21 protein-coding genes are annotated in these 20,618 nt (G+C 72.4%); 13 read left to right on the forward strand and 8 right to left on the reverse strand.

Annotated elements, in window-relative coordinates; all coding sequences use genetic code 11:
* Positions 1–30 precede the first annotated feature (30 nt).
* Positions 31–423 carry a hypothetical protein gene (locus tag RAN62_RS37005; RefSeq protein WP_305789529.1) on the reverse strand — a complete coding sequence of 131 codons (393 nt, stop codon included), beginning with the start codon at positions 421–423 and terminating at the stop codon, positions 31–33.
* Between the two features lie 52 nt (positions 424–475).
* On the opposite strand from RAN62_RS37005, the gene thrB reads away from it, so the two are divergent.
* Positions 476–1,354 carry a homoserine kinase gene (gene thrB / locus RAN62_RS37010; protein ID WP_305789530.1) on the forward strand — a complete coding sequence of 293 codons (879 nt, stop codon included), beginning with the start codon at positions 476–478 and terminating at the stop codon, positions 1,352–1,354.
* A gap of 351 nt (positions 1,355–1,705) precedes the next feature.
* Positions 1,706–3,790 carry a transcription termination factor Rho gene (gene rho, locus RAN62_RS37015; protein WP_305789531.1) on the forward strand — a complete coding sequence of 695 codons (2,085 nt, stop codon included), beginning with the start codon at positions 1,706–1,708 and terminating at the stop codon, positions 3,788–3,790.
* 196 nt (positions 3,791–3,986) lie between these two features.
* Here the strand turns inward: rho and RAN62_RS37020 are convergent, their stop codons facing one another.
* From RAN62_RS37020 to RAN62_RS37030, 3 genes are read right to left on the reverse strand one after another with little or no spacing between them, the layout of a single operon-like run.
* Positions 3,987–4,619 (reverse strand): RNA ligase family protein, encoded by a 633-nt coding sequence (locus RAN62_RS37020; protein WP_305789532.1) that lies wholly within the window; start codon positions 4,617–4,619, stop codon positions 3,987–3,989.
* Positions 4,619–5,515, reverse strand: coding sequence for a phosphatase domain-containing protein (locus tag RAN62_RS37025; protein ID WP_305789533.1), 897 nt, complete (start codon positions 5,513–5,515; stop codon positions 4,619–4,621). Before RAN62_RS37025 ends, RAN62_RS37020 begins: the two co-directional genes overlap by 1 nt.
* Positions 5,512–6,573: an RNA ligase gene (locus RAN62_RS37030; protein WP_305789534.1), complete on the reverse strand. Its 1,062-nt coding sequence runs from the start codon at positions 6,571–6,573 to the stop codon at positions 5,512–5,514. The genes RAN62_RS37025 and RAN62_RS37030 overlap by 4 nt, the downstream gene beginning before the upstream one ends.
* Positions 6,574–6,767: 194 nt before the next feature.
* Here RAN62_RS37030 and rpmE point away from each other — a divergent pair, with 194 nt between their 5' ends.
* Positions 6,768–6,992, forward strand: a complete 225-nt coding sequence (rpmE, locus tag RAN62_RS37035) for a 50S ribosomal protein L31 (protein WP_305789535.1) — start codon at positions 6,768–6,770, stop codon at positions 6,990–6,992.
* Positions 6,993–7,291: 299 nt separating this feature from the next.
* Positions 7,292–8,380 carry a peptide chain release factor 1 gene (prfA, locus tag RAN62_RS37040; protein WP_305789536.1) on the forward strand — a complete coding sequence of 363 codons (1,089 nt, stop codon included), beginning with the start codon at positions 7,292–7,294 and terminating at the stop codon, positions 8,378–8,380.
* Here prfA and RAN62_RS37045 read toward each other — a convergent pair whose 3' ends face one another.
* The 3 genes from RAN62_RS37045 to RAN62_RS37055 are packed head-to-tail and all read right to left on the reverse strand — an operon-like array spanning position 8,381 to position 12,576.
* Positions 8,381–9,703, reverse strand: a complete 1,323-nt coding sequence (locus tag RAN62_RS37045) for an outer membrane protein assembly factor BamB family protein (protein WP_305789537.1) — start codon at positions 9,701–9,703, stop codon at positions 8,381–8,383.
* 14 nt (positions 9,704–9,717) lie between these two features.
* On the reverse strand, positions 9,718–11,046 hold the full coding sequence (locus tag RAN62_RS37050) for a PQQ-binding-like beta-propeller repeat protein (protein ID WP_305789538.1): 1,329 nt from the start codon (positions 11,044–11,046) through the stop codon (positions 9,718–9,720).
* Positions 11,047–11,070: 24 nt separating this feature from the next.
* Positions 11,071–12,576 (reverse strand): GGDEF domain-containing protein, encoded by a 1,506-nt coding sequence (locus RAN62_RS37055; protein WP_305789539.1) that lies wholly within the window; start codon positions 12,574–12,576, stop codon positions 11,071–11,073.
* Between the two features lie 112 nt (positions 12,577–12,688).
* Here RAN62_RS37055 and prmC point away from each other — a divergent pair, with 112 nt between their 5' ends.
* The 4 genes from prmC to RAN62_RS37075 are packed head-to-tail and all read left to right on the forward strand — an operon-like array spanning position 12,689 to position 15,768.
* Entirely contained in the window at positions 12,689–13,573 is an 885-nt protein-coding gene (gene prmC / locus RAN62_RS37060) for a peptide chain release factor N(5)-glutamine methyltransferase (protein WP_305789540.1), read from the forward strand.
* The gene (locus tag RAN62_RS37065; RefSeq protein WP_305789561.1) at positions 13,573–14,217 is read left to right on the forward strand and encodes an L-threonylcarbamoyladenylate synthase; all 645 of its coding nucleotides are present in this window, start codon (positions 13,573–13,575) and stop codon (positions 14,215–14,217) included. The genes prmC and RAN62_RS37065 overlap by 1 nt, the downstream gene beginning before the upstream one ends.
* Before the next feature lies 1 nt (position 14,218).
* Entirely contained in the window at positions 14,219–14,842 is a 624-nt protein-coding gene (locus RAN62_RS37070) for an arsenate reductase/protein-tyrosine-phosphatase family protein (RefSeq protein WP_305789541.1), read from the forward strand.
* Positions 14,839–15,768: an L-threonylcarbamoyladenylate synthase gene (locus RAN62_RS37075; protein ID WP_305789542.1), complete on the forward strand. Its 930-nt coding sequence runs from the start codon at positions 14,839–14,841 to the stop codon at positions 15,766–15,768. The genes RAN62_RS37070 and RAN62_RS37075 overlap by 4 nt, the downstream gene beginning before the upstream one ends.
* On the opposite strand, the gene RAN62_RS37080 is transcribed toward RAN62_RS37075, so the two are convergent.
* Positions 15,692–17,209 (reverse strand): SDR family oxidoreductase, encoded by a 1,518-nt coding sequence (locus RAN62_RS37080; protein ID WP_305789543.1) that lies wholly within the window; start codon positions 17,207–17,209, stop codon positions 15,692–15,694. The genes RAN62_RS37075 and RAN62_RS37080 overlap by 77 nt on opposite strands.
* A gap of 72 nt (positions 17,210–17,281) precedes the next feature.
* Here RAN62_RS37080 and glyA point away from each other — a divergent pair, with 72 nt between their 5' ends.
* The 5 genes from glyA to RAN62_RS37105 all read left to right on the forward strand — a co-directional run bounded on the left by glyA (position 17,282) and on the right by RAN62_RS37105 (position 20,615).
* Positions 17,282–18,562 (forward strand): serine hydroxymethyltransferase, encoded by a 1,281-nt coding sequence (glyA, locus tag RAN62_RS37085; protein ID WP_305789544.1) that lies wholly within the window; start codon positions 17,282–17,284, stop codon positions 18,560–18,562.
* 12 nt (positions 18,563–18,574) lie between these two features.
* Entirely contained in the window at positions 18,575–19,060 is a 486-nt protein-coding gene (locus RAN62_RS37090) for a hypothetical protein (protein WP_305789545.1), read from the forward strand.
* Positions 19,061–19,270: 210 nt separating this feature from the next.
* The gene (locus RAN62_RS37095; protein ID WP_306203851.1) at positions 19,271–19,504 is read left to right on the forward strand and encodes an AtpZ/AtpI family protein; all 234 of its coding nucleotides are present in this window, start codon (positions 19,271–19,273) and stop codon (positions 19,502–19,504) included.
* A 15-nt stretch (positions 19,505–19,519) separates the two neighbouring features.
* Entirely contained in the window at positions 19,520–20,308 is a 789-nt protein-coding gene (atpB, locus tag RAN62_RS37100) for a F0F1 ATP synthase subunit A (RefSeq protein WP_305789547.1), read from the forward strand.
* Positions 20,309–20,381: 73 nt separating this feature from the next.
* The gene (locus RAN62_RS37105) at positions 20,382–20,615 is read left to right on the forward strand and encodes an ATP synthase F0 subunit C (RefSeq protein ID WP_305789548.1); all 234 of its coding nucleotides are present in this window, start codon (positions 20,382–20,384) and stop codon (positions 20,613–20,615) included.
* Positions 20,616–20,618 lie beyond the last annotated feature (3 nt).

Consider the following 20,618-nt stretch of genomic DNA (forward strand, 5'->3'; position numbering starts at 1 on the left):
TTTTTCAACGCACGGGCTTTTGGGGTTTTTTCAGCGCACGGGCTCTTGGGGCGTACCCAGGAAGCCACCCGGCGCCCGGTCGGCCAGCCCGCGCCCGTCGGGGGAGCGGGTCAGCAGGGCGCCGAGCAGCAGCGCGATGCCACCGGCCGAGAACACGGTGCGGATCAGGCCGACGAGCAGGTTGAGCAGCTGCCAGACCGAGGCCGACACCGCCGCGCCGCCAACCAGCGTCGGGATCAGCAGCGACCAGAGGAAGCTGAGGACCAGCCCGGCGGCGAGCGCGCCGAGCCCCAGCTGGGCCAACGTAGTGCTGCGCCGGCCCAGGCGGCCCCGGGTGCGGGCCACGAGGATTGAGCCGGCCAGCAGGACCCCCGCCTCGGGCAGCAGGCCGACCATGATCGAGAGGACGTATCCGACGCTCATGGCGGCGACCGTACCCGCCGACCGGCCGATGATCGACCACTAGAGTCGGCGCATGGGCCTGACCTTCGCCTCCCAGCCGGTGCACGTGCGGACCCCGGCGACCAGCGCCAACCTGGGGCCGGGCTTCGACTCGCTGGGCCTCGCGCTCACTCTTCACGACGATCTGACCGCCCGGGTCACCGGGGACGGCTTCACGGTCTCGGTCACCGGCGAGGGCGCGGGTGACCTGCCTGCCGACGAGTCGCACCTGGTCGTACGGGCGATGCTGGCGACCTTCGACGAGCTGGGCGGCCGGCCCGCCGGGGTGGCCGTGGAGTGCGTCAACCGCATCCCGCAGGCCCGCGGCCTGGGCTCGTCGTCCGCGGCGATCGTGGGCGGCGTGCAACTCGCCCGGGCGCTCGCGACGACCAAGATCAGCGACGAGGACGCGCTGCGCATCGCCGGCCGCCTCGAGGGGCACCCCGACAACGTCGCTCCCTGCCTGCTCGGCGGCTTCACGATCGCCTGGACCGAGGCGGGCGGCGCGCGCGCCGTGCGGCTGCCGGTGTCCGATTCCCTACGCCCGACGCTTTTCGTCCCGCAGGAGCGCGGCCTGACCTCCACGGCCCGCGCCGCCCTGCCGCCGAGCGTGCCGCACGCGGACGCCGTGTTCAACACGAGTCGCGCCGCGCTGCTGGTGCACGCCCTCCAGCACGACCCCGGGCTGCTGCTCACCGCGACCGAGGACCGCCTGCACCAGGGCTATCGGGCCGAGAGCATGCCGGGTACGGCCTCCCTGGTCGCCTCGCTCCGCTCGGTCGGCGTGCCGGCCGTGGTCAGCGGGGCCGGGCCCACCGTGCTGGCATTCGGGCCGGTCCCGGGCGATTTCCACCCCGGAATCACGTGGCGCGCCGAAACGTTGGGGGTGGACAGCGCCGGAGCCCTTGCGTGAGGGAGTATGGTGGAACACGCCGAGCGGGACACTGTTGCCGCAGGTCGCACGAGTTGACTACGCTCAAGACCTAGCACAGCCGCGAAGCAAGCGATCTCTGCGGTCCGGCGCGCACCCCGAGACTCATGCCGATCCGGCTCGTCTCATTTCTCATCAGGCACACGCCGGTCAGCAGGTCTCCAGGTCGCTGCACTCGCCGAGACCTACCCGTCATTGTCCGACGGGGCGGGAGACCGTCGAGCTGCCGTGCTGCAAAACTCCCGCACCGCACATGCGAAGCGGGGTCCGAGGGCACCCGGCCACCAGGCTGCAGACCCGGGTGGACTTGGTTTTTTCGACGGAAGGAATCCATTGAGCGACACCACCGACGTGACGTCGGGTGTTTCTGACGTCGCTGCTGACGGCACCACCACTGCTGTCACCAAGCGCCGCCGTGGCGGCACCGGGCTCTCCGCCATGCTGCTGCCCGAGCTGCAGAGCCTCGCGGCCTCCCTCGGCATCTCCGGCACCGCCCGGATGCGCAAGGGCGAGCTGATCACCGCCATCACGGAGCGTCAGAACGGTGGCGGCGGGTCCGCCGCCCCGGCCGCCGAGGCCGCGCCCCGCCCCCGCCGGAGCAGCGCCGCCGCGGCCGCCGAGCCGGCCACCGAGGCCGCTCCGCAGGTCTCGGCTCCGCAGACCTCGGCTCCGCAGACCTCGGCTCCGCAGGTCTCGGCTCCGCAAGCTTCGGCCCCGCAGGTTTCCGCGTCGCAGCCCGTCGCGCAGGAGACGCCCGCGGCCGCGCAGAGCGCCCCCGCGGCGACCGCCCCCGCGACCGAGCAGGGTCAGCAGCCCGAGCAGGGCCGTCGCAGCCGCCGCGAGCGCCAGGGTCAGGAGCGGTCCGAGCGCGCCGAGCGCGAGCCCCGTGACCAGGGCGAGCCTCGGGCCGAGACCCGCACCGAGGGCGACACCGAGCGGACTGACCGCGGCGACCGGGGCGACCGTCCCGAGCGCGGCGAGCGCAACCGCGACCGCCAGCGCAACCAGCAGCGGGGCGAGGGCGGCGACCGCGACCGCAACGATCGCGGCGACCGTGACCGCGACCGCAACGATCGCGACCGCAACGACCGCGGTGACCGCAACGACCGGGGCCCGCGCAACGACGCCCACGACGACGACGACAACGACGGTGGTGAGGGCGGCCGCCGCAGCCGGCGCAGCCGCTTCCGCGACCGCCGCCGGGGCCGTGACCGCGACGGCGAGGGCGGTGGCCGCGACAGTCGCGAGGGCCGCGAGCCGCACGTCGCCGAGGACGAGGTTCTCGTGCCGGTCGCCGGCATCCTGGACGTCCTCGACAACTACGCGTTCGTCCGCACGACCGGCTACCTGTCCGGCCCCAACGACGTCTACGTGTCGATGTCGCAGGTCAAGAAGCACGGCCTGCGCCGCGGCGACGCCGTCACCGGGGCCGTGCGCTCCGCGCCCCGCGAGGGTGCCAGTGGCGACCAGCGCCGCGACAAGTACAACCCGCTGGTCCGCCTCGACACCATCAACGGGATGGAGCCCGACGAGGCCCGCCGGCGCCCCGAGTTCTACAAGCTCACCCCGCTCTACCCGCAGGAGCGCCTGCGGCTGGAGACCGAGCCGCACATCCTGACCACGCGCGTCATCGACCTGGTGATGCCCATCGGCAAGGGCCAGCGGGCCCTGATCGTCTCGCCGCCCAAGGCCGGCAAGACGATGGTGCTGCAGGCGATCGCCAACGCGATCACCCACAACAACCCCGAGTGCCACCTGATGGTCGTGCTGGTCGACGAGCGGCCCGAAGAGGTCACCGACATGCAGCGCTCGGTCAAGGGCGAGGTCATCGCGGCCACGTTCGACCGGCCGCCGCAGGACCACACCACGGTCGCCGAGCTCGCCATCGAGCGGGCCAAGCGGCTGGTCGAGCTGGGTCACGACGTCGTCGTCCTGCTCGACTCGGTCACCCGCCTCGGCCGCTCCTACAACCTGGCGGCGCCGGCCTCCGGACGCATCATGTCCGGCGGTATCGACTCGACTGCGCTCTACCCGCCCAAGCGCTTCCTCGGCGCGGCCCGCAACATCGAGAACGGCGGCTCGCTCACCATCATCGCCACGGCGCTGGTGGAGACCGGCTCGATGATGGACACGGTCATCTTCGAGGAGTTCAAGGGCACCGGCAACGCCGAGCTCAAGCTCGACCGGAAGATCGCCGACAAGCGCGTCTTCCCGGCCATCGACACCCACCCCTCCGGCACGCGCAAGGAAGAGATCCTGCTCGGCAAGGAGGAGCTGGCGGTCGTGCACAAGCTCCGCAAGGTGCTCAGCTCCCTGGAGTCGGGCGCCGCGCTGGACCTGCTGCTCGACCGGCTCAAGCAGAGCCGGACGAACATCGAGTTCCTGATGCAGATCGCCAAGAGCACGCCCGGCGAGTAGTCGCCGGTCGGCCCGGCAGAAGGGCAGTCACCGCGGGGTGGCTGCCCTTCTCGCTGTCCGGTCGCAGGTAAGGGCCGAGCCATATCCGCGCGACGCGAAACCTGGTGCCCTCGGCTGCTGACTCCCGGGTTCGCGGAAACCACGCCGTCAACGTCGCCGATTCTTTGAGCGACGGCGAATTGAGAAGACGGAGATCTCAGGCGAAGCCGTTGACCGGGAAGTCGTCGCGATGGCGCCAGGTGTCGTCGGTGCGGACGTGGTCCGGGCGTACCCACTTGAGGAGCTTGAGGGGGAACTCGGCCGCCGGGATGCGGCCGGCGGAACGGACCACGAAGCCCTCGGAGGTTTCGGGGGTGTGGCGGCGCGCCCACGCCGCGCGGGCCTCGCTCAGGCTGCCGCCGCGGTAGAGGACCGGCACGACCGGCAGTTCGAGGCGCTGGGCCCAGTCGACGGTGTCGTCCCAGCCGAGCAGGGTGTCGGTCTCGTCCCAGATGCCGAAGACGATGAAGACGCCGGGCAGGTCCGTGTACGGGATGCTGCGCCGCGCCCACATCGACTCGCCGCACACGCGCCACTCGTCGGGGATGCGGTAGGACGTCATGGCCCACAGCGCCTTGGCCGGGGTGTCCCAGGGCTGGGTGCCGGAGTCGGGCGACCGGCCGTACATGGCATCGCGGGTGAAGGTGAGGTTGCCGCCGTCGAGCTTCTCCGTCACGACGAGTTCGCCGTCGAGCCAGGTCAGGTCCGGCTGGATCCGGTCGTCCGCGGTGGCGCCGGGGGAGTCGGGCAGGTGGAAGGTCCGCGGATACTTGACCGCCTGCCCGCTCATCAGAAGTCCCCCTCCGCCACCTGGAACACCGTGAGTCCCAGCGCGCGCCACATGCGCACCACCTGCTGACGGTCGTCGAAGACACCGACGACACGCCAGCGGTCGCGGATCTCCGTGTCGAAGATCTCCCGCTTCACGATCGCATCCTTGCGGGAGTCGCCGGCGGGCCGCATGAAGAGTCCTTCGTACGGCACATCGACGTAAAGATCCAGCCAGGCCTCCGTTTCCGTACGGCACACCTCGTCGCGCCCCGAGCAGAAGACGATCGCGTGGCCCGCGGCGTGCATCGCCCGTACCGCCGCGATGACGGCCGGATTGGGGGAATCCTCGCCGACGCGCGACCAGTCGAAGGGGCTGCGCGCCCCCATCAGGGCCACGGTCCCGTCGATGTCCACCAGCACGACGGGTGGCAGTGAGAGGTCGGGTTCGTAGACGTGGCCCGGGCCGCCCGGGTCGACGTACGGAATCGGCAGTGGCAGTCGCTTGCCCGCCAGATAGCGGTCGTGCATCCGCCGGATCACGCCCTCGCCGACCTGGTCGCCGGCGTCCCGGGCGGCGTCGCGCCGGACGCACTCGTCCACGGGCACGTCGGTGAAGTCGTGCACCTCGAACTGCGCGTGGAAGCGCGCCGCCAGCTCGGCCCACTCGCGCACGGTCTTGGCCCGCAGGTTGGTGTCGTCGACGATCACGTCCGAGCGGGCGCGCAGCAGCGCCTCGACGGCGGCCCGCTGGGCGTGCGTGACCTGCGCCTCGGCGTGCTGGGTGTAGAGGCGCTGCCCGTGCAGCATCCGCCGCAGGTCGTCGCGGTTGACCCGGACGACCTGCGGCTGCAGCTTGCGGGCGAAGGTGGTCTTGCCCGAGGCGGGCAGCCCCCGCGTGATGAGAAGTCTGGTCATGAGTCAGCAATCTTCGTGGCCGGCGGGCGCACGGCGTCCCACAGGCCGGGGGTGTAGTCCTTGCCGTCGAGCCGGAGGAACAGCGAGCCCCGGCGCGGGCTCCGGACGGCCAGCGCGGCGAACTCCCGCCGTCCCCAGCCCTCCGGCAGCCGCGCCGTGATCGCCGCGAACTCCCGCTCGACGTCCTGCCGGGCCGCCTCGACGGACCCGGTGAGCTCCGTCGCGACGGTGCGGACCCACGCGTGGAACTCGTCGGGCAGGGGTGCCGTCAGCGCGTCCAGGTCGCCCCCGGAGACCAGGACCTCCCACACGGTACGGGCGCTGAGCCCGAACACGAGCCGGTGCAGCCGTACGTAGTCCGCGTACTTGATCTTCACCCGGATGTCCTCGTCCGGGAAGTGCACCACAAGTCCCTCCCGTCCCGGACGCGCCGGAGCGGCGAGGGCGTCCGCCAGCGTCGCGTAGCCGAACGACTCGACGACCGGGCCCGTCCAAGTGGGCACCGACTCCGGCCCGCCGGTGCGCCCGGTGGCGATGTCGACCGATCCGAGCAGCACCAGGTCGTCCAGCCCCGCGTAGTCGAGCACGATCCGGTTCTCCGGGTAGATGATCTCCACGAGGACCGTACGCCCGGCCGGCGGCACGAAGTCCGGATAGCGCGTCCGCAGCACCCGCGTGGCGTGCCGCGCCTGGTCCGACGCGAACGAGCCGCGCGTCGCCACCGCCCAGCCGTCCTCGTCGGGCCAGATGATCCCGAGCGACCCGTCCGACTTGTCGGTCACGGTGACCTTCGTCGCGGGGTCGAGCACGGGCGCCTGCGGCTCGGACACGTTGAAGAACTTCGCGAAGGGCCGGGCCAGCACCTCGCCCGTGCCGGCGTGCGTGATCAGCCCCCGGCAGGCGAGCGTCACCGGCGTCCAGGCGCCCACGTACTGACACGCCTCGGTGTAGTTGTGGATCACGTACGGCCGGCTGGGGTGACGCTGCGTCCGCACGTGTCCGGTGCGCACGGCCTCCGCCAGTGCGGCGGGGTCGAGGACGTCGGCGAGCAGCGTCATGGGACTTTCCCTTCCTGCGGGAATGGTTCGAGGGCGGCTCACGTTATCGATCACGGACCGGTTGACGCCTCCTGATTTCTTTCCAGGGGCCAGGGCATGGCAGACTGGTTCATCGGCCAGCAGAGGTTCCGGTTCCCGTTCCGCGGCAGCGCGGGCGACCCGGCGACCCGATCATCGAGAGGGACCGAGCACACATGAAGAGCGGCATCCACCCGGAGTACACGTCGACCGAGGTCGTCTGCTCCTGCGGCAGCACTTTCACGACCCGCAGCACCGCCAAGGGCGGCGAGATCCGCGTCGAGACCTGCAGCGCGTGCCACCCGTTCTACACGGGCAAGCAGCGCGTGCTGGACACCGCGGGCCGGGTCGCCAAGTTCCAGGCGAAGTACGCCAAGGTCAACGCCGGCAAGAAGAAGTAACTGCCTCCACGGCGCCCGGTTCCCGCTCGCGCGGGGGCGGGCGCCGTTGGCATGTTCGGGCCGCGGTGCGGTTCGGCACACGTAAACCGTCGCGCCGCCGGGAAAGCCGCAGTGCGGTTCGACACACGTAAACCGTCGCGCCGCCGGGAAAGCGGCGCCACGCGAGCGAATGGGCACGGCGCAGGAGAGCGGCGCCGCGTCGCGGTGGGCACGACGCCGGGCCGGGTGGCCCGCCGGCGGGGCGGGACGGGCCCGCGACGCAGGGTTGCGAGAGACACGGGCCGAGGGGCAGGACGACGGTGAGCAACGACCGGTTGAGCACGCTGCTGGACGAGTACGCGCGGCTCGAGAAGCAGATGGAGGACCCCTCCATCCACTCCGACCAGGCCCTGGTGCGCCGGGTCGGGCGCCGCTTCGCCGAGCTGGCCCCCCTGGTCGCCGCCCACAACGAGCTCGAGGCCGCGCGGGCCGACCTGGCCGCCGCCAAGGAGCTCGCGGCCGAGGACCCGTCGTTCTCCGGTGAGGTCGAGGCGGTCGCCGGCGCGCTGCCGCCGCTGGAGGAGAAGCTCGCCGAGATGTTGATCCCGCGCGACCCGCACGACGCCAAGGACGTGATCGTCGAGATCAAGGCGGGCGAGGGCGGGCAGGAGTCGGCGCTGTTCGCGGGCGACCTGCTGCGGATGTACACCCGCTATGCCGAGCGCCGCGGCTGGGTCGTCGAGGTCATCGACGCACAGGACTCCGACCTGGGTGGCGTCAAGGACGTCTCGGTCGCCGTCAAGACGAAGGGCGTGCCGGAGGGCGGCCACGGTGTCTGGTCCCGGATGAAGTGGGAGGGCGGCGTGCACCGGGTGCAGCGGGTGCCCGTCACCGAGTCGCAGGGCCGGATCCACACCTCGGCCGCGGGCGTGCTGGTGCTGCCCGAGGCGGAGGAGGTCGACGTGCAGATCGACCCGGGCGACATCCGGGTGGACGTGTTCCGGTCGTCGGGTCCCGGCGGGCAGTCGGTCAACACCACCGACTCGGCCGTGCGGATCACGCACCTGCCCACCGGCACGGTGGTGAGCTGCCAGAACGAGAAGAGCCAGCTGCAGAACCGCGAGTCGGCCATGCGCATTCTGCGCTCCCGGCTGCTGGCGATCGCGCAGGAGCAGGCCGACGCCGCCGCTTCGGACGCCCGCAAGCTGCAGGTGCGTACGGTGGACCGCTCGGAGCGGATCCGCACGTACAACTTCCCGCAGAACCGCATCAGCGACCACCGCATCGGCTACACCGCGTACAACCTCGATCTGGTCCTCGGCGGCGAGCTCGACGGCGTGCTGGACGCGCTGGCCGAGGCCGACCGCGCCGCCCGCCTCGGCGGCGAGACCGAGCTGGGCCGCAAGTGATCAGCCGGCGCGCAGCTCGCCGGGTGCGAGGATCAGCAGCTCGGTCGGCGACTGGCAGGTCATCAGCGGGCCCTCCGTGCGGCAGGAGTCCGGCACGACCGTCCCGATCCGGCCGAGGACATGGCGCTGCCCGGTGGCTGGGTCGACCCGGGTCACGACGGCCGGCGCGGTGATGTCGGCCGACTCGATCAGATAGGGAATCCCGTCGGCGGGGTCGAGGGTGATCGTGGTGGCCGAGCGCAGCTCCGCGATCTCCCGACCGGTCCGCGAGTCGAGCAGCACCCGCGGCGCCGCGTTGTCCTGGTCGGCCAGGACCAGGGTGTCGGCGAAGGAGAGCGGGTTGGTCGTCCCGGACCGCCGCCACAGCTGATTGCCCGTACGCGGATCGACCCCGATGGTCTCCTGCAGGTCGTAGACGCAGACCGCGGGCGCGCAACCGGTCAGCGACCCGGTGAGGCGCGTGGTCCACGTCTGTCGCAGCGTCTCCGTGTCGTACGCCCAGGCGTGCGGCCCGTCGGCGGCGCGGGCGGCGACGAGCACCGTGTGCCCCACGATGAGGATGTTGAGCAGCGTGTCGTTGTCGCGGACCGGCCGCCACGGAAGTTGCCCCCGGCTCACCACGTGGCCGTCCGCGCTGTCGAGGATCTCCGCGCTGCCCTCGCCGGTCATCGTGACCACGCGGTCCGAGACGGGGCTGTCGACGAACACGACGGGCCAGCCGGTGCTCGTGGGGGCCGTGCGGGACCACAGGAGCCGGCCGTCGCCGACCGCCGCACTGCGCACCGCGGCGACGGCCTGTCCGTCCGGCGTCCGTTCGAGCAGCAGCGTCCGGCCTTCGTACGGCTGATAGCTCGCCTCGCCGGGTTGCCGCCACAGCTGCCGGCCCGTGGCGGTGTCCAGGGCGATGGTGGCCCGGGCGTACTCGAAGGCGTCCGGGTCCTCCGAGCGCGGCGCACCGGTGGTGGCGACCAGCAGCACTCCGGGCGCGGACGGGATCAGCCACATGCGCTCGTCGGGTTGCGTCGCCTGCCACCGGATCCGGCCGGTGCGGGCGTCGTACGCGGTCAGGTGCCGGGCCCGCAGCACGTACAGCGCGTCGCCGAGCAGCAGCCGGACGGCGGAGGCGTCGTTGCCGGGCAGGCGCCACAGCGGGCCGATCGCGGGCTCGCGCGGCGGGCCCGACGCCGTGACGACGGCCAGGACCGCGACGGCCAGCGCGGCGGCGAGCAGCCCGCGCACCCCGGTGGTCAGCCGCCGTCGCCGGCGCGGCGCGACGGGCGTCTCGTCCTCCGCGCCCAATTGCCCGAGCTCGATGACCGGCATGGCGGAAGCCTAGGTCACGGACCTATTTTGAGCACTTCGAGGCGGCCGTCGGGGGTGGCGCAGGCGATCACGTCATCCTGGCTGTGGCAGCTGTCGCGCAGCACCTCGGGCACGCTGCCGCGCATGACGACCGTGGTGCCGGTCAGCTCGGCGATCGCGGTCCGCCGGGGCGGGTCGGCGGTGGCGGACGTCAGCCAGGTGGTGGCGCCGCCGGAGCGCCAGTCGTAGATGGGCTGGGCCTTGCCCGAGGCCACCAGCACCCGGCCGGTCGCGGCGTCCAGGAAGTAGTGCTGGGTCGACGGGTCGGAGTCGGTGGTGCCGTCGACCACGATGCGCCCGTCGCCCAGCGGGGCCGCGGTGGTCACCCCGGGGCGCTGCCAGCGCAGGTCGCCGGTCGCCATGTCGTACGCGTTCATCCCGTACGTCTGGAAGACGCACAGCACCGGCCCGCAGTCGATGCTCCCGCCGGCCTGCGGCGTCCGGACGTCCCAGGTCTGGCGCAGCCCGGGGAGCGCGTAGTGGGTGGTGCGCTGGAAGTCGCGGCCGACGTTCTCCACGAAGAGCCCGTCGGCGGTGAGCCGGAGCCCGGAGTAGCCCTGGAACGAGTTGCCCAGCAGGCCCACCCGGGTCCACGGCACGGTGACGCGCGCGAGGTGCCGGCCGTCGGCGCCGGCGAGCAGGTCGACTTGCCCGGTGTTCGTGGAGGTGGCGACGTACTCGCCGCCGGGCGCGGAGACGACGTCGCGCCAGCCCCCCGCGGGTGCGTCCCGCTTCCACACCGTGCCGCCGTCGGAGGCCCGGACCAGTTCGAAGCCGCGCGCCCCGCCGATCTCGTCGGACCAGTCGGTGAGCAGGACGTTGCCGCCGACGAGACCGGCGTTCTGGCCGGGCCGGCGCCACAGCGTGCGCCCGGTGACCGGGTCGACCGCGCTGGTCTCGTTGATCAGCGAGGTGGCGCTCCGGTCGGGGACCGACCAGGAGACCAGCAGCAGCCCGGGAGTCACGACGGCCGGCCACAGCCCGCCGTCCGGCGCGTGCAGGGTCCAGCGGGCGGCGCCCGAGCCGAGGTCGTACGCGGTCAGCTCGGTATCGGACAGCAGCACGAACGCCGCGTCGCCGGAGAGCAGGAAGGTGTTGCCCTCGTTCCGGAACGGGATGCTCCACAGCGTGCGCACCGGCTCCCCGCCCGGCGGGATCGAGGCGGTGACCCCGAGCAGGCAGCCGAGCGCGACAAGGGCCGCCAGGACCGTCCGCAGCTCGCCGCGGGGCAGGCCGGGGCGCCGGCGCGGCGGAGGCGGCTCCTCCTCGTCCCCGGTGACCAGCCCCAGCTCGATGACCGCCACGGCGAGAGCTTAGGTTCTCCGCGGCTAGGCCGGGGTCCGGTTGGCGGCCGCCGCGGCCAGGGCCGTGCTGAGGTTGCGCTGATCGGGCCCCACCTCGGCCCAGCCGGCCGCGAGCCCGATGGGGGTGCCGGGCACGAGCACCTGCCAGTTCTCCCCGGCGGCGGCGGCGCTGATCCGGCGGGAGACCTCGAGGGCCTGGGCCGGGCCGGCGCCGGGCAGCACCACCACGAACTCGTCGCCGGCGAACCGGGCCACGAAGTCGCCGCGGCGCATCACCCTGTTCAGCACGCCGGCTATGCGCTGCAGGACGAGGTCGCCGCAGTGCCGGCCGTGGCGGGCGTTGACCGCGGTGAAGCCGATCAGGTCGCACACCCCGATGGCCGCGCGTTCGCCGCGGGCCAGCATCGCGGAGACGTACCGCTCGAGCTGGCGCCGGTTGGGCAGGCCGGTGAGCGGGTCGGTGAGCGTCTCGTCGCCGTAGCGGCCCGGATCGCGGTGGGTCTCCTGCGCGTCCAGCCGGGCGGCCACCCCGTCGAGATAGCCCTCGCGCAGGCGGTCGATGCGCTGGGCGGCGAGGCGGAAGGCATAGCGGTCGGCGGCGTGGGCGGCCTCGTGCTCGCCCGCCACGGCGTAGCAGATGCTGCGCAACCGGGCGGGCTCGGCCGGGCCGAGGATCTCCGGCGAGACGGGTACGGCGTCCAGCTTGCGCAGCGCCCGCGTCGGCCGGCCGGCCGCGATGTCGAGGCAGACGCTGCCCAGGTGCCGCAGATCGCGCGAGCGCACACTGTCACCGCCGGTGTTGAGCAGCGGGAAGACGTCGGTGTTCGTGCTCTCGCCCAGGGCCGCCCGCCGGGCCAGCGCATAGCCGAAGACGGGGAACGTGCTCGGCCGCAGCCGCGAGTCGGCGCCCGTCGCGACATAGCGGGTCAGCTCGGCGTCGATGTCGCGCAGCACCCGCAGGCAGCCGTCGGTGTCGCCCTGGTGGTCGAGGGCGACCGCGTTGCGCAGCCGGATGCCGGGCGCGGCGAAGAGCTCCGGCGCCATCCCGGCCGCGGCGCCGACCTGGCGGGCCTGCTCGATGGCGGTCAGCGCGTGCCCGTGAAAGCCCAGGTACGAGTACGCCATGGCCAGGTCGTGCCAGCCCCACGCGGTCTCGGTGTCGCCGTCCGGCACCGCCGCCAGCGCCCGGGAGGCCTGGACCAGGTGCGTGACGCCGCGGTCGAGCGCGCTCTGCAGGTGGGCGCCGAGCGCGGCGAAGGCGTGCATCTGGCCCCGCAGATAGGGGTCCATGGTCTCGTGCACGGCGTTGGACGCCAGCGTCATGGCCGACGCGAACTCGGCCACGCGGCCCAGGTTGATGAGCGCCCCGAACCGCTGGACCAGCGCGTAGGCCCGGGTCAGCGGGTCGGTGGTGGCCTCGAGGACCTTGTCGAGGATCGGGAGCGCCTCCGCCGAGCGGCCGCCCTGCTGGAGCTCGCCGGCCCGGCGCAGGTCGTCGACGCTGTCGGGAAGCTGGTCCAACCAGGTCATGAGACCGCCACGGCCATTCAGGCCCCTCCTGCCGACGCGGGTCACCGCACCCCCGGCCCGCCCCGACGACCCGGCAGGCCGTCGCCGCGAGACGGCGTTCCATGATTATGCCGTGACAGACGCGCATGAACACCCCTCGGATCCGACGGACCGCACGCGGCTGGCCCCCGTGCTGGTCGCGGCGGCGAAGGAACTCGCCGCCGCGGGGGTCGCGTCCCCGAGAGTGGACGCCGAGCTCCTCGCCGCCCACGTGCTGGGAGTCGGCCGGGGGTGGCTCATGCTCGTCGACACCGTGCGGGGCGACGAGGCGGGCCGGCTGCGCGAGCTCGTGGCGCGACGGGCGGAACGCGTACCGCTGCAGCATCTGCTCGGCACGGCGGCGTTCCGGCATCTCGAGCTGGCCGTCGGCGACGGGGTGTTCGTCCCGCGGCCGGAGACCGAGCTGCTGGCCGGCTGGGGGATCGAGCACACCGCCCCCGGCGCGACGGTCGTCGACCTGTGCAGCGGCAGCGGGGCGATCGCGCTGTCGGTGGCGGACGAGGCGGAGCCCGGGCTGGTCGTCGCGGTGGAGCGGTCGGCGGACGCGTTGCGCTTTCTGCGGCGCAATGCGGCGGACTTCCCGTCCGTACGCGTGGAGCCCGGCGATGTCACCGACCCTGACCTGCTCCCGGGGCTGCGCGGCCGGGTGGACGTGGTGCTGTGCAACCCGCCGTACGTGCCGGCCGGGACGCCCGTACCCCCGGAAGTGGCCGACCACGACCCGGCGGAAGCGGTGTTCGGTGGTCTCGACGGCCTGAGCGTGATCCGGCCGGTGATCCGGCTCGCCGCCGCGCTGCTGCGCCCGGGCGGCGTGGTCGGCATCGAGCACGATGACGTGCACGGTTCCGTGGTGCCGGAGCTGCTGCGGGCGGACGGGCGATTCACCGGCGTGACCGCGCGTCCCGACCTGACCGGCCGCCCTCGATTCGCGACTGCCGTGGCAGACTGCATCTCGTGATGCTCTACGACTGCCGGTCCGTGGCAGAGCGCGATCGCGGCGTGGCCGCAGCCGTCGAGGCGGTCAAGAGCGGCGAGCTCGTCGTCATGCCGACCGACACCGTCTATGGCGTGGGCGCCGACGCGTTCACCGCGCACGCCGTCTCCGCGCTGCAGACCGCCCGCGGCGTCGACCGGCGGGTGCCGCCGCCGGTGCTCGTCGGCTCCCGGCACACCCTCGACGGCCTGGTCTATTCGCTGCCCAAGGCGGCGCGCGAGCTGGCCGACGCGTTCTGGCCGGGCGCGCTGACCATCATCGTCGAGCACTCGCCCAGCCTGCAGTGGGACCTGGGCGACACCGGCGGCCAGGTCGCCGTCCGGATGCCGCTGCACCCGGTCGCCCTCGAGGTGCTGCGCGAGGTCGGCCCGATGGCCGTCACCTCGGCCAACAAGGCCGGGCAGGCCGCGCCGGTCACCGCCGAGGAGGCCCGCGACCAGCTGGAATATGCCGTCCGCATCTACCTGGAGGCCGGCGAGGCCCACGACCCGGCGCCCAGCACGATCGTCGACGTGACCGGCGAGGTCCCGCAGGTGCTGCGGGCCGGGGCGATCCCGCTGGAGAAGCTGCGCGACGTCGTGCCGGACATCGTGGCCGCGGGGTCCTGAGATGGCGTTCACCGTGCTGCACGTGTGCATGGGCAACATCTGCCGCTCGCCCATGGCCGAGCGGCTCCTCGTGCTCGCGGCGAAGCAGCGCCTGGCCAAGCTGGCCCCCGACGTCCCGGTCGGCGAGCTGCTGGTCAGCCGGAGCGCCGGCACCGGCGGCTGGCACGAGGGCGAGGAGATGAACCCGCCCGCCGCGCGGCAGATCCGGCTGCGCGGGGGCAGCCCCGACGGGTTCGCCGCCCGCAAGCTCACCGGCGCCCAGCTGGCCGAGGCGGATCTCATCCTCACGGCCACCGCCGACCAGGCCGACTACGTGCACTCGCTCGTGCCGGACGCGGTCGGCCGCACGTTCGTGCTCACCCACTTCGCGCGGCTGCTGCGCGAGCTCGACCCCGCGAAGCTGCCGCCGGCCGGGACCGACGGGCAGACCTTCGGCGTACGGGCGGCCGCCGTCGTCGCGGCCGCGGCCGAGCGCCGGGGGGCCGACGAGCCCATGCCCGGTGACGACCTCGACGACCCGTGGGGCCGGGGCGACCAGACGTTCCAGCGCGTCGCGGACGACATCGACGAGTCGGTCTACGCGGTGGTCGACGCGCTGCTGCCGGGAGCGCCGAGGTCCGCGTGATCGTCCTCCCTGACGCCGATGGCCTGCGCCGGGCGGCTGAGTTGCTGCGCGCCGGCTCGGTGGTCGCCTTTCCCACCGAGACTGTGTACGGCTTGGGCGCCGACGCCTTCTCGGAAGCCGCCGTGGCGGAGATCTACCGCCTGAAGAACCGCCCCTCGTGGAACCCGCTGATCGTCCACGTCGCCGACGTCCCCGCCGCCCGCAAGCTGGCCGCGTCTTGGCCCGCCGTGGCCGACGAGCTGGCCGCGCGCTTCTGGCCGGGCCCGCTGACGCTTGTCGTCCGCCGCGCCGACCATGTGCCCGAGGTCGGCGCGAAAACCGGCGGGACGATCGCGATCCGGATCCCCGCGCACGAGGTGGCCCTCAAGCTCCTGGAAGCTGCCGGGATCCCGCTGGCCGCTCCGAGCGCGAACAAGTCGGAGAGCATCTCCCCGACGACCGCCTCGCATGTCATGCGCAGCCTTCCCGACGTGCCGCTGGTCCTCGACGGGGGCCCGGCCTCCTGGGGGATCGAGTCGACGGTGGTGGACGTGACCGGTGCTGTGCCGCGTCTGCTCCGGCCGGGCGCGCTGCCGTTGCGGGACATTCGTGACGTAACGGGTAAATTGCAGCTTCCCGATGACGTGGCCGACGGATCGGCGCGGCCCTCGCCGGGGATGAGCAAGCGGCATTACGCGCCACGCGCGCGGCTGGTGTTGACCCCGGAAATTTCGGATGTTCCCGACAATGCCGGAGTGCTGACCTACGTCGACCGGCCGGGGGCCGAGGTGCTGAGCGCCGATCCCCGGGAGTACGCGGCTGATCTCTACGCGGCGCTGCACCGGCTGGACGACCGCGGGGTCGCCACGATCATCGTGCAGGCGCCGCCGGAGACGGAGGAGTGGCTGGCCGTACGGGATCGGCTGTCCCGGGCGGCGGCGTCTTAGCGGCCCGGCGGGCGATGTTGCGGGCCATGCCCTTGAAGATGAACGCGTGGAAGGGCACGACGCTCGCCCAGTACGCGTGCCCGCCCAGCCCCCGGGGCACGAAGAGCGCCCGCTGGCGGTAGACGCTCGTGCCGTCCGGCCCCGGTTCGGCGTACATGTCGAGCCAGGCGCGGCCCGGCACCTTCATCTCCGCGCGCAACCGCAGCAGCTCGCCGGGCTTGATCTCCTCGACGCGCCACCAGTCGAGCGCCTCGCCGACGTAGAGATGCTCCCGGTCGCGGCGGCCCCGGCGCAGGCCGACCCCGCCCACCAGCCGGTCCAGCCAGCCGCGGACCGACCAGGCGAGCGGGAACGAGTACCAGCCGTTCTCCCCGCCGACGCCCTCGATGACCCGCCACAGCGCGGCCACCGGGGCGTTCACCTCGATGCAGCGCTCGTCGCGGTAGATCGTGCCGCCGGACCAGCCCGGGTCGCTGGGCAGCGGCTCGGCGTCCGCGTCCCGGCCCGAGGCGTTGGACCAGCGGGTCTCCACGTCGGCGTCACGGATCTTGGCGAGCGCCAGCCGGACCGACTCGTCGAAGCCGACCGGGTGGTCGTCGGGGACGTACTCGGCGATGTCGTGCTCGTGGGCCACGGCCTCGTGGATCAGGCTGCCCACGAGCGGCCGGGCGATGCTGTTGGGCACTGGGGTGATCGCGCCGACCCAGTGCGCCGACAGCCACGGGCTCAGCGGGCGCAGCGGGACGATCACGCGGCGGCGGAGGCCGGCCACCCGGGCGTACCGCTGCATCATCTCGCCGTAGGTCAGCACGTCCGGCCCGCCGATGTCGAAGCCGCGGTTGACCTCCGGGGGCAGGCCGGCCGCGGCGACCAGGTAGCGGAGCACGTCGCGGACGGCGATGGGCTGGATGCGGTTGCGTACCCACCGCGGGGTGACCATGACCGGCAGGCGCTCGGTCAGGTGGCGCAACATCTCGAAGGAGGCCGAGCCGGAGCCGATGATCACCGGGGCGCGCAGCACGACGGTCGGCACGCCGCTGTCGAGCAGGATGCGGCCGACCTCGGCCCGGGACCGCAGATGGGCCGATGGCCTCTCGCTCGCCGGGACCTCGGGGCCGCCCAGATAGACGATCCTTTTTGTGTCGGCGTCCGCGGCTGCCCGGGCGAAATTCCGCGCGGCCTCGCGGTCCCGGCGCTCGAAGTCACCCTGCCCCAGCGAGTGGACCAGGAAATACGCGGCGTCCACTCCGTTCAGCGCGGGACGCAGGGACTCGGGGTCGGTCAGGTCACCCTCGACGATCTCGACCCGCTTCGCCCACGGTACGTCCCGCAGCCGCGCGGCACTGCGGGACAGGGCGCGCACCTCGTGGCCGGCGTCGAGCAGCCGGGGCACGAGCCGGCCGCCGATGTAACCCGTGGCGCCGGTGACAAGGATTCGCATAACTCCCACTGTGCCCGGGCAGGCGGGACATATGCTTCTCACCAGCGGCAACGCCGGCCTTTGAGGAGTGCGATGGACACGGTCTGGGGTCCGGACTTCGCCGCGCTGCGCCGCGAGGATCCGGAGATCGCCGAGGTGGTGCTGGGCGAGCGGGACCGGCAGAACGCCGGGCTGCAGCTGATCGCCAGCGAGAATTTCACGTCGCCCGCCGTGCTCGCCGCGCTCGGGTCGACGCTCACCAACAAATACGCCGAGGGCTACCCGGGCGCGCGGTACTACGGCGGCTGCTCGTGGGTCGACCGGGCCGAGGACCTGGCGATCCGGCGGGCCCAGGACGTCTTCGGGGCGGCCCACGCCAACGTGCAGCCGCACTCCGGCTCCGCGGCGAACATGGCCGCCTACGCCGCGCTCGTGCAGCCCGGCGACACCGTGCTGGCGATGGACCTGCCGCACGGGGGGCACCTGACGCACGGCAGCAAGGCCAACTTCTCCGGCAAGTGGTTCCCGACGGTCGGCTACCGGGTGCGCCCGGACACCGAGCTGATCGACTACGACGAGGTGCGTGACCTCGCCCTCGCGCACAGGCCGAGCCTCATCGTGTGCGGGGCGACGGCGTATCCGCGGCTCATCGACTACCAGGCGTTCCGGGACGTGGCCGACGAGGTGGGCGCGTACCTGATGGTCGACGCGGCGCACTTCGGCGGGCTGGTCGCCGGGCGCGCGGTGCCGTCGCCGGTGGCGTACGCGGACGTGGTGACCCTGACCACCCACAAGACCTTGCGCGGGCCGCGGGGTGGCCTGATCCTCTGCCGCGCCGAGCTGGCCGCGCGCATCGACAAGGCGGTCTTCCCCTTCACCCAGGGCGGTCCGATGATGCACGTCGTCGCGGCCAAGGCGGTGGCCCTGCTGGAGGCCTCGACCCCCGCTTTCCAGGGGTACGCCCACCAGGTCGTCCGGAACAGCCGGGCGCTCGCGGCCGGGCTCGCCGCCGAGGGCATGCGCCCGGTGACCGGCGGGACCGACACCCATCTCGTCCTCGCCGACCTGCGCGACCTCGGCGTCAGCGGCCGGGAGGCCGAGCAGCGGTGCGCGCGGGCCGGGATCGAGCTGACCAAGAACGCGGTGCCGTACGACCCGTCGCCGCCGGCCGTCGCGTCCGGGATCCGGGTGGGGACGCCCGCGGTGACGACGCAGGGGATGCGCGAGGGGGAGATGCGGGAAGTCGCCGGGCTCATCGCGGCGGCGGTGCGCGGGGAGCCGGTGTCGGCGGCGGTCACGTCGCTGTCGGGGCGGTTCCCGGCGTACGCGACGGAGGAGTCCGGGGCGCTGGCGGGTACGCTCGGTGGCCCCTAGGAAAGGCTCGCTGTGAGCACCGATCCGCGTGCCGGGTATCCACCTGTCCCCGACGAGTTCCTGCGCAAGGACGAAGATGACGGGCCCCTGCCCGACCTCCCGCCGCTCCCGGCCGACCCGCGCTGGAGGGTCGAGCATCTTCCGCTGCTGAGCGCCTTCTCGTTCGCGCTGATGATGTGCGCCGCCTCGGTCGGCTTCTTCGTCTCGGGGCCCGACGCCGCGCTGGGCGCCGCGGCGGGCGTGCTCATCGTGACGGTCAGCTATACGATGTCGACGCTCGTGCTGGCCTGGGCCGACACCGTGCGCCCGGCGCTGCTGATGCCGCTGGGCATCCTCACTTACGTGGTGAAGTACTCGTTGCTCGGCGTCATCCTGGCTTTTGTGGTCTCCTCGGAGTGGGCCGGCCGGACCTCGCTCGGCCTGGGAGTCGTGGCGGGCGTGACGGGCTGGACCGCCGTGCAGATCTGGTGGGTGGCGCGCACGACGCGCCGTCAGTGATCTTGGCCACCGGCGTTCCCCCTGACCAGCGCACCTTTCGAGGTGCTTCGTCCCCGAATCGGTGACGGCAACCCGGCAATGGTGTCCGGTTAATGCGGAGGGGGAGTACGGTGTCTCTTCAGTTGCGAGACCCCTGACGCCTGGACAACTGCGGTTGTGCGGGGGGTCCCGCTTAGCTTCGTGTTTCCGACTGATATCTTTCTTGCCGTCATGGCCGGTCAGAAACCTCCCCACGATTCCCACGGTGACGACGATCCAGCTCCGCCCGACACGGGCATGGGGATGACGGCAGTCGCCTACCTCATTTCGGGCATGTTGGTCTGGGGCGGGATCGGCTGGCTGGTCGACCACTGGGTTGGTACCAGGGGCATCTTCGCCGGCATCGGCGCCGTCCTCGGTATGGCCGGTGGCGTCTACCTCATCGTGCGCCGGCTCGGCGCCTGACAGGAAAGGGCTACGGTGACTGGTTCGTCGACGGTCCTCGCAGCGGAGTTCCCGCCCAGCGTCGAGGACTTCTACCTGCCCAGCATCCTGCCGTGGAACGCGCACGACTCGTACTGGTTCACCAAGGTCACCGCGCTGGTCTGGGTGGCGGCGGCGATCATCATCATCTTCTTCCTCGTCTCCTACCGGAAGCCGCAGCTGGTTCCGACCAAGAAGCAGTGGCTGGCCGAGAGCGCGTACGGCTTCGTGCGCAACAACATCGCGGTCGAGATGATCGGGCCGCGTGGCGTCGCCTTCGCGCCCTACCTGACGACGTTGTTCGCGTTCGTCCTGGTCAACAACTTCTTCGGCATCGTGCCGCTGATCCAGATCTCGCCGAACTCGCACATCGCGTTCCCGGCGATCCTCGCGGTGATCAGCTATGTCATGTTCATCGCGGTCGGCATCCGGCACCACGGCTTCTTCAAGTACTTCAAGAACGCCCTGATCCCGCCGGCGCCGTGGTTCATCCTGCCGCTGCTGATCCCGATCGAGTTCTTCTCGAACTTCCTGGTGCGGCCCTTCTCGCTGGCGGTCCGACTCTTCGCCAACATGTTCGCCGGCCACATGCTGCTGCTGGTGTTCACGCTGGGCGGCTTCGCGATGATCAACGCGAACGCCTGGCTGGCGCCGGTGTCGGTGGTCTCGTGGATCATGACGATCGCGCTGACCTTCCTCGAGTTCCTGGTCATCTGCCTGCAGGCCTACGTGTTCACGGTTCTGACCGCGAGCTACGTCCAGGGCGCGCTCGCCGACGAGCACTGAGTTCCCGAGCTGTCTGGTAACACCCGTTGTCGTCCCGCGTGAACCTCACGCGAGATCTCAGGAGGAATCTGTAATGGACATCGTCGCCGCCGTTGAGGGCAGCACCGCCGCCATCGGTTACGGCCTTGCCGCGATCGGCCCCGGCATCGGCGTGGGCCTGGTCTTCTCGGCCTACATCCAGTCGACCGCCCGTCAGCCCGAGTCGTCGCGCCTGACCCTCCCGTACGTCTGGATCGGCTTCGCCGTCATCGAGGCGCTCGCGCTGCTGGGCATCGCCTTCGGCTTCATCTGGCAGGGCAACCTCTAAGCC

Origin of the sequence: Symbioplanes lichenis, assembly GCF_030709675.1 — a bacterium.
GTDB lineage: Bacteria > Actinomycetota > Actinomycetes > Mycobacteriales > Micromonosporaceae > Actinoplanes > Actinoplanes lichenis.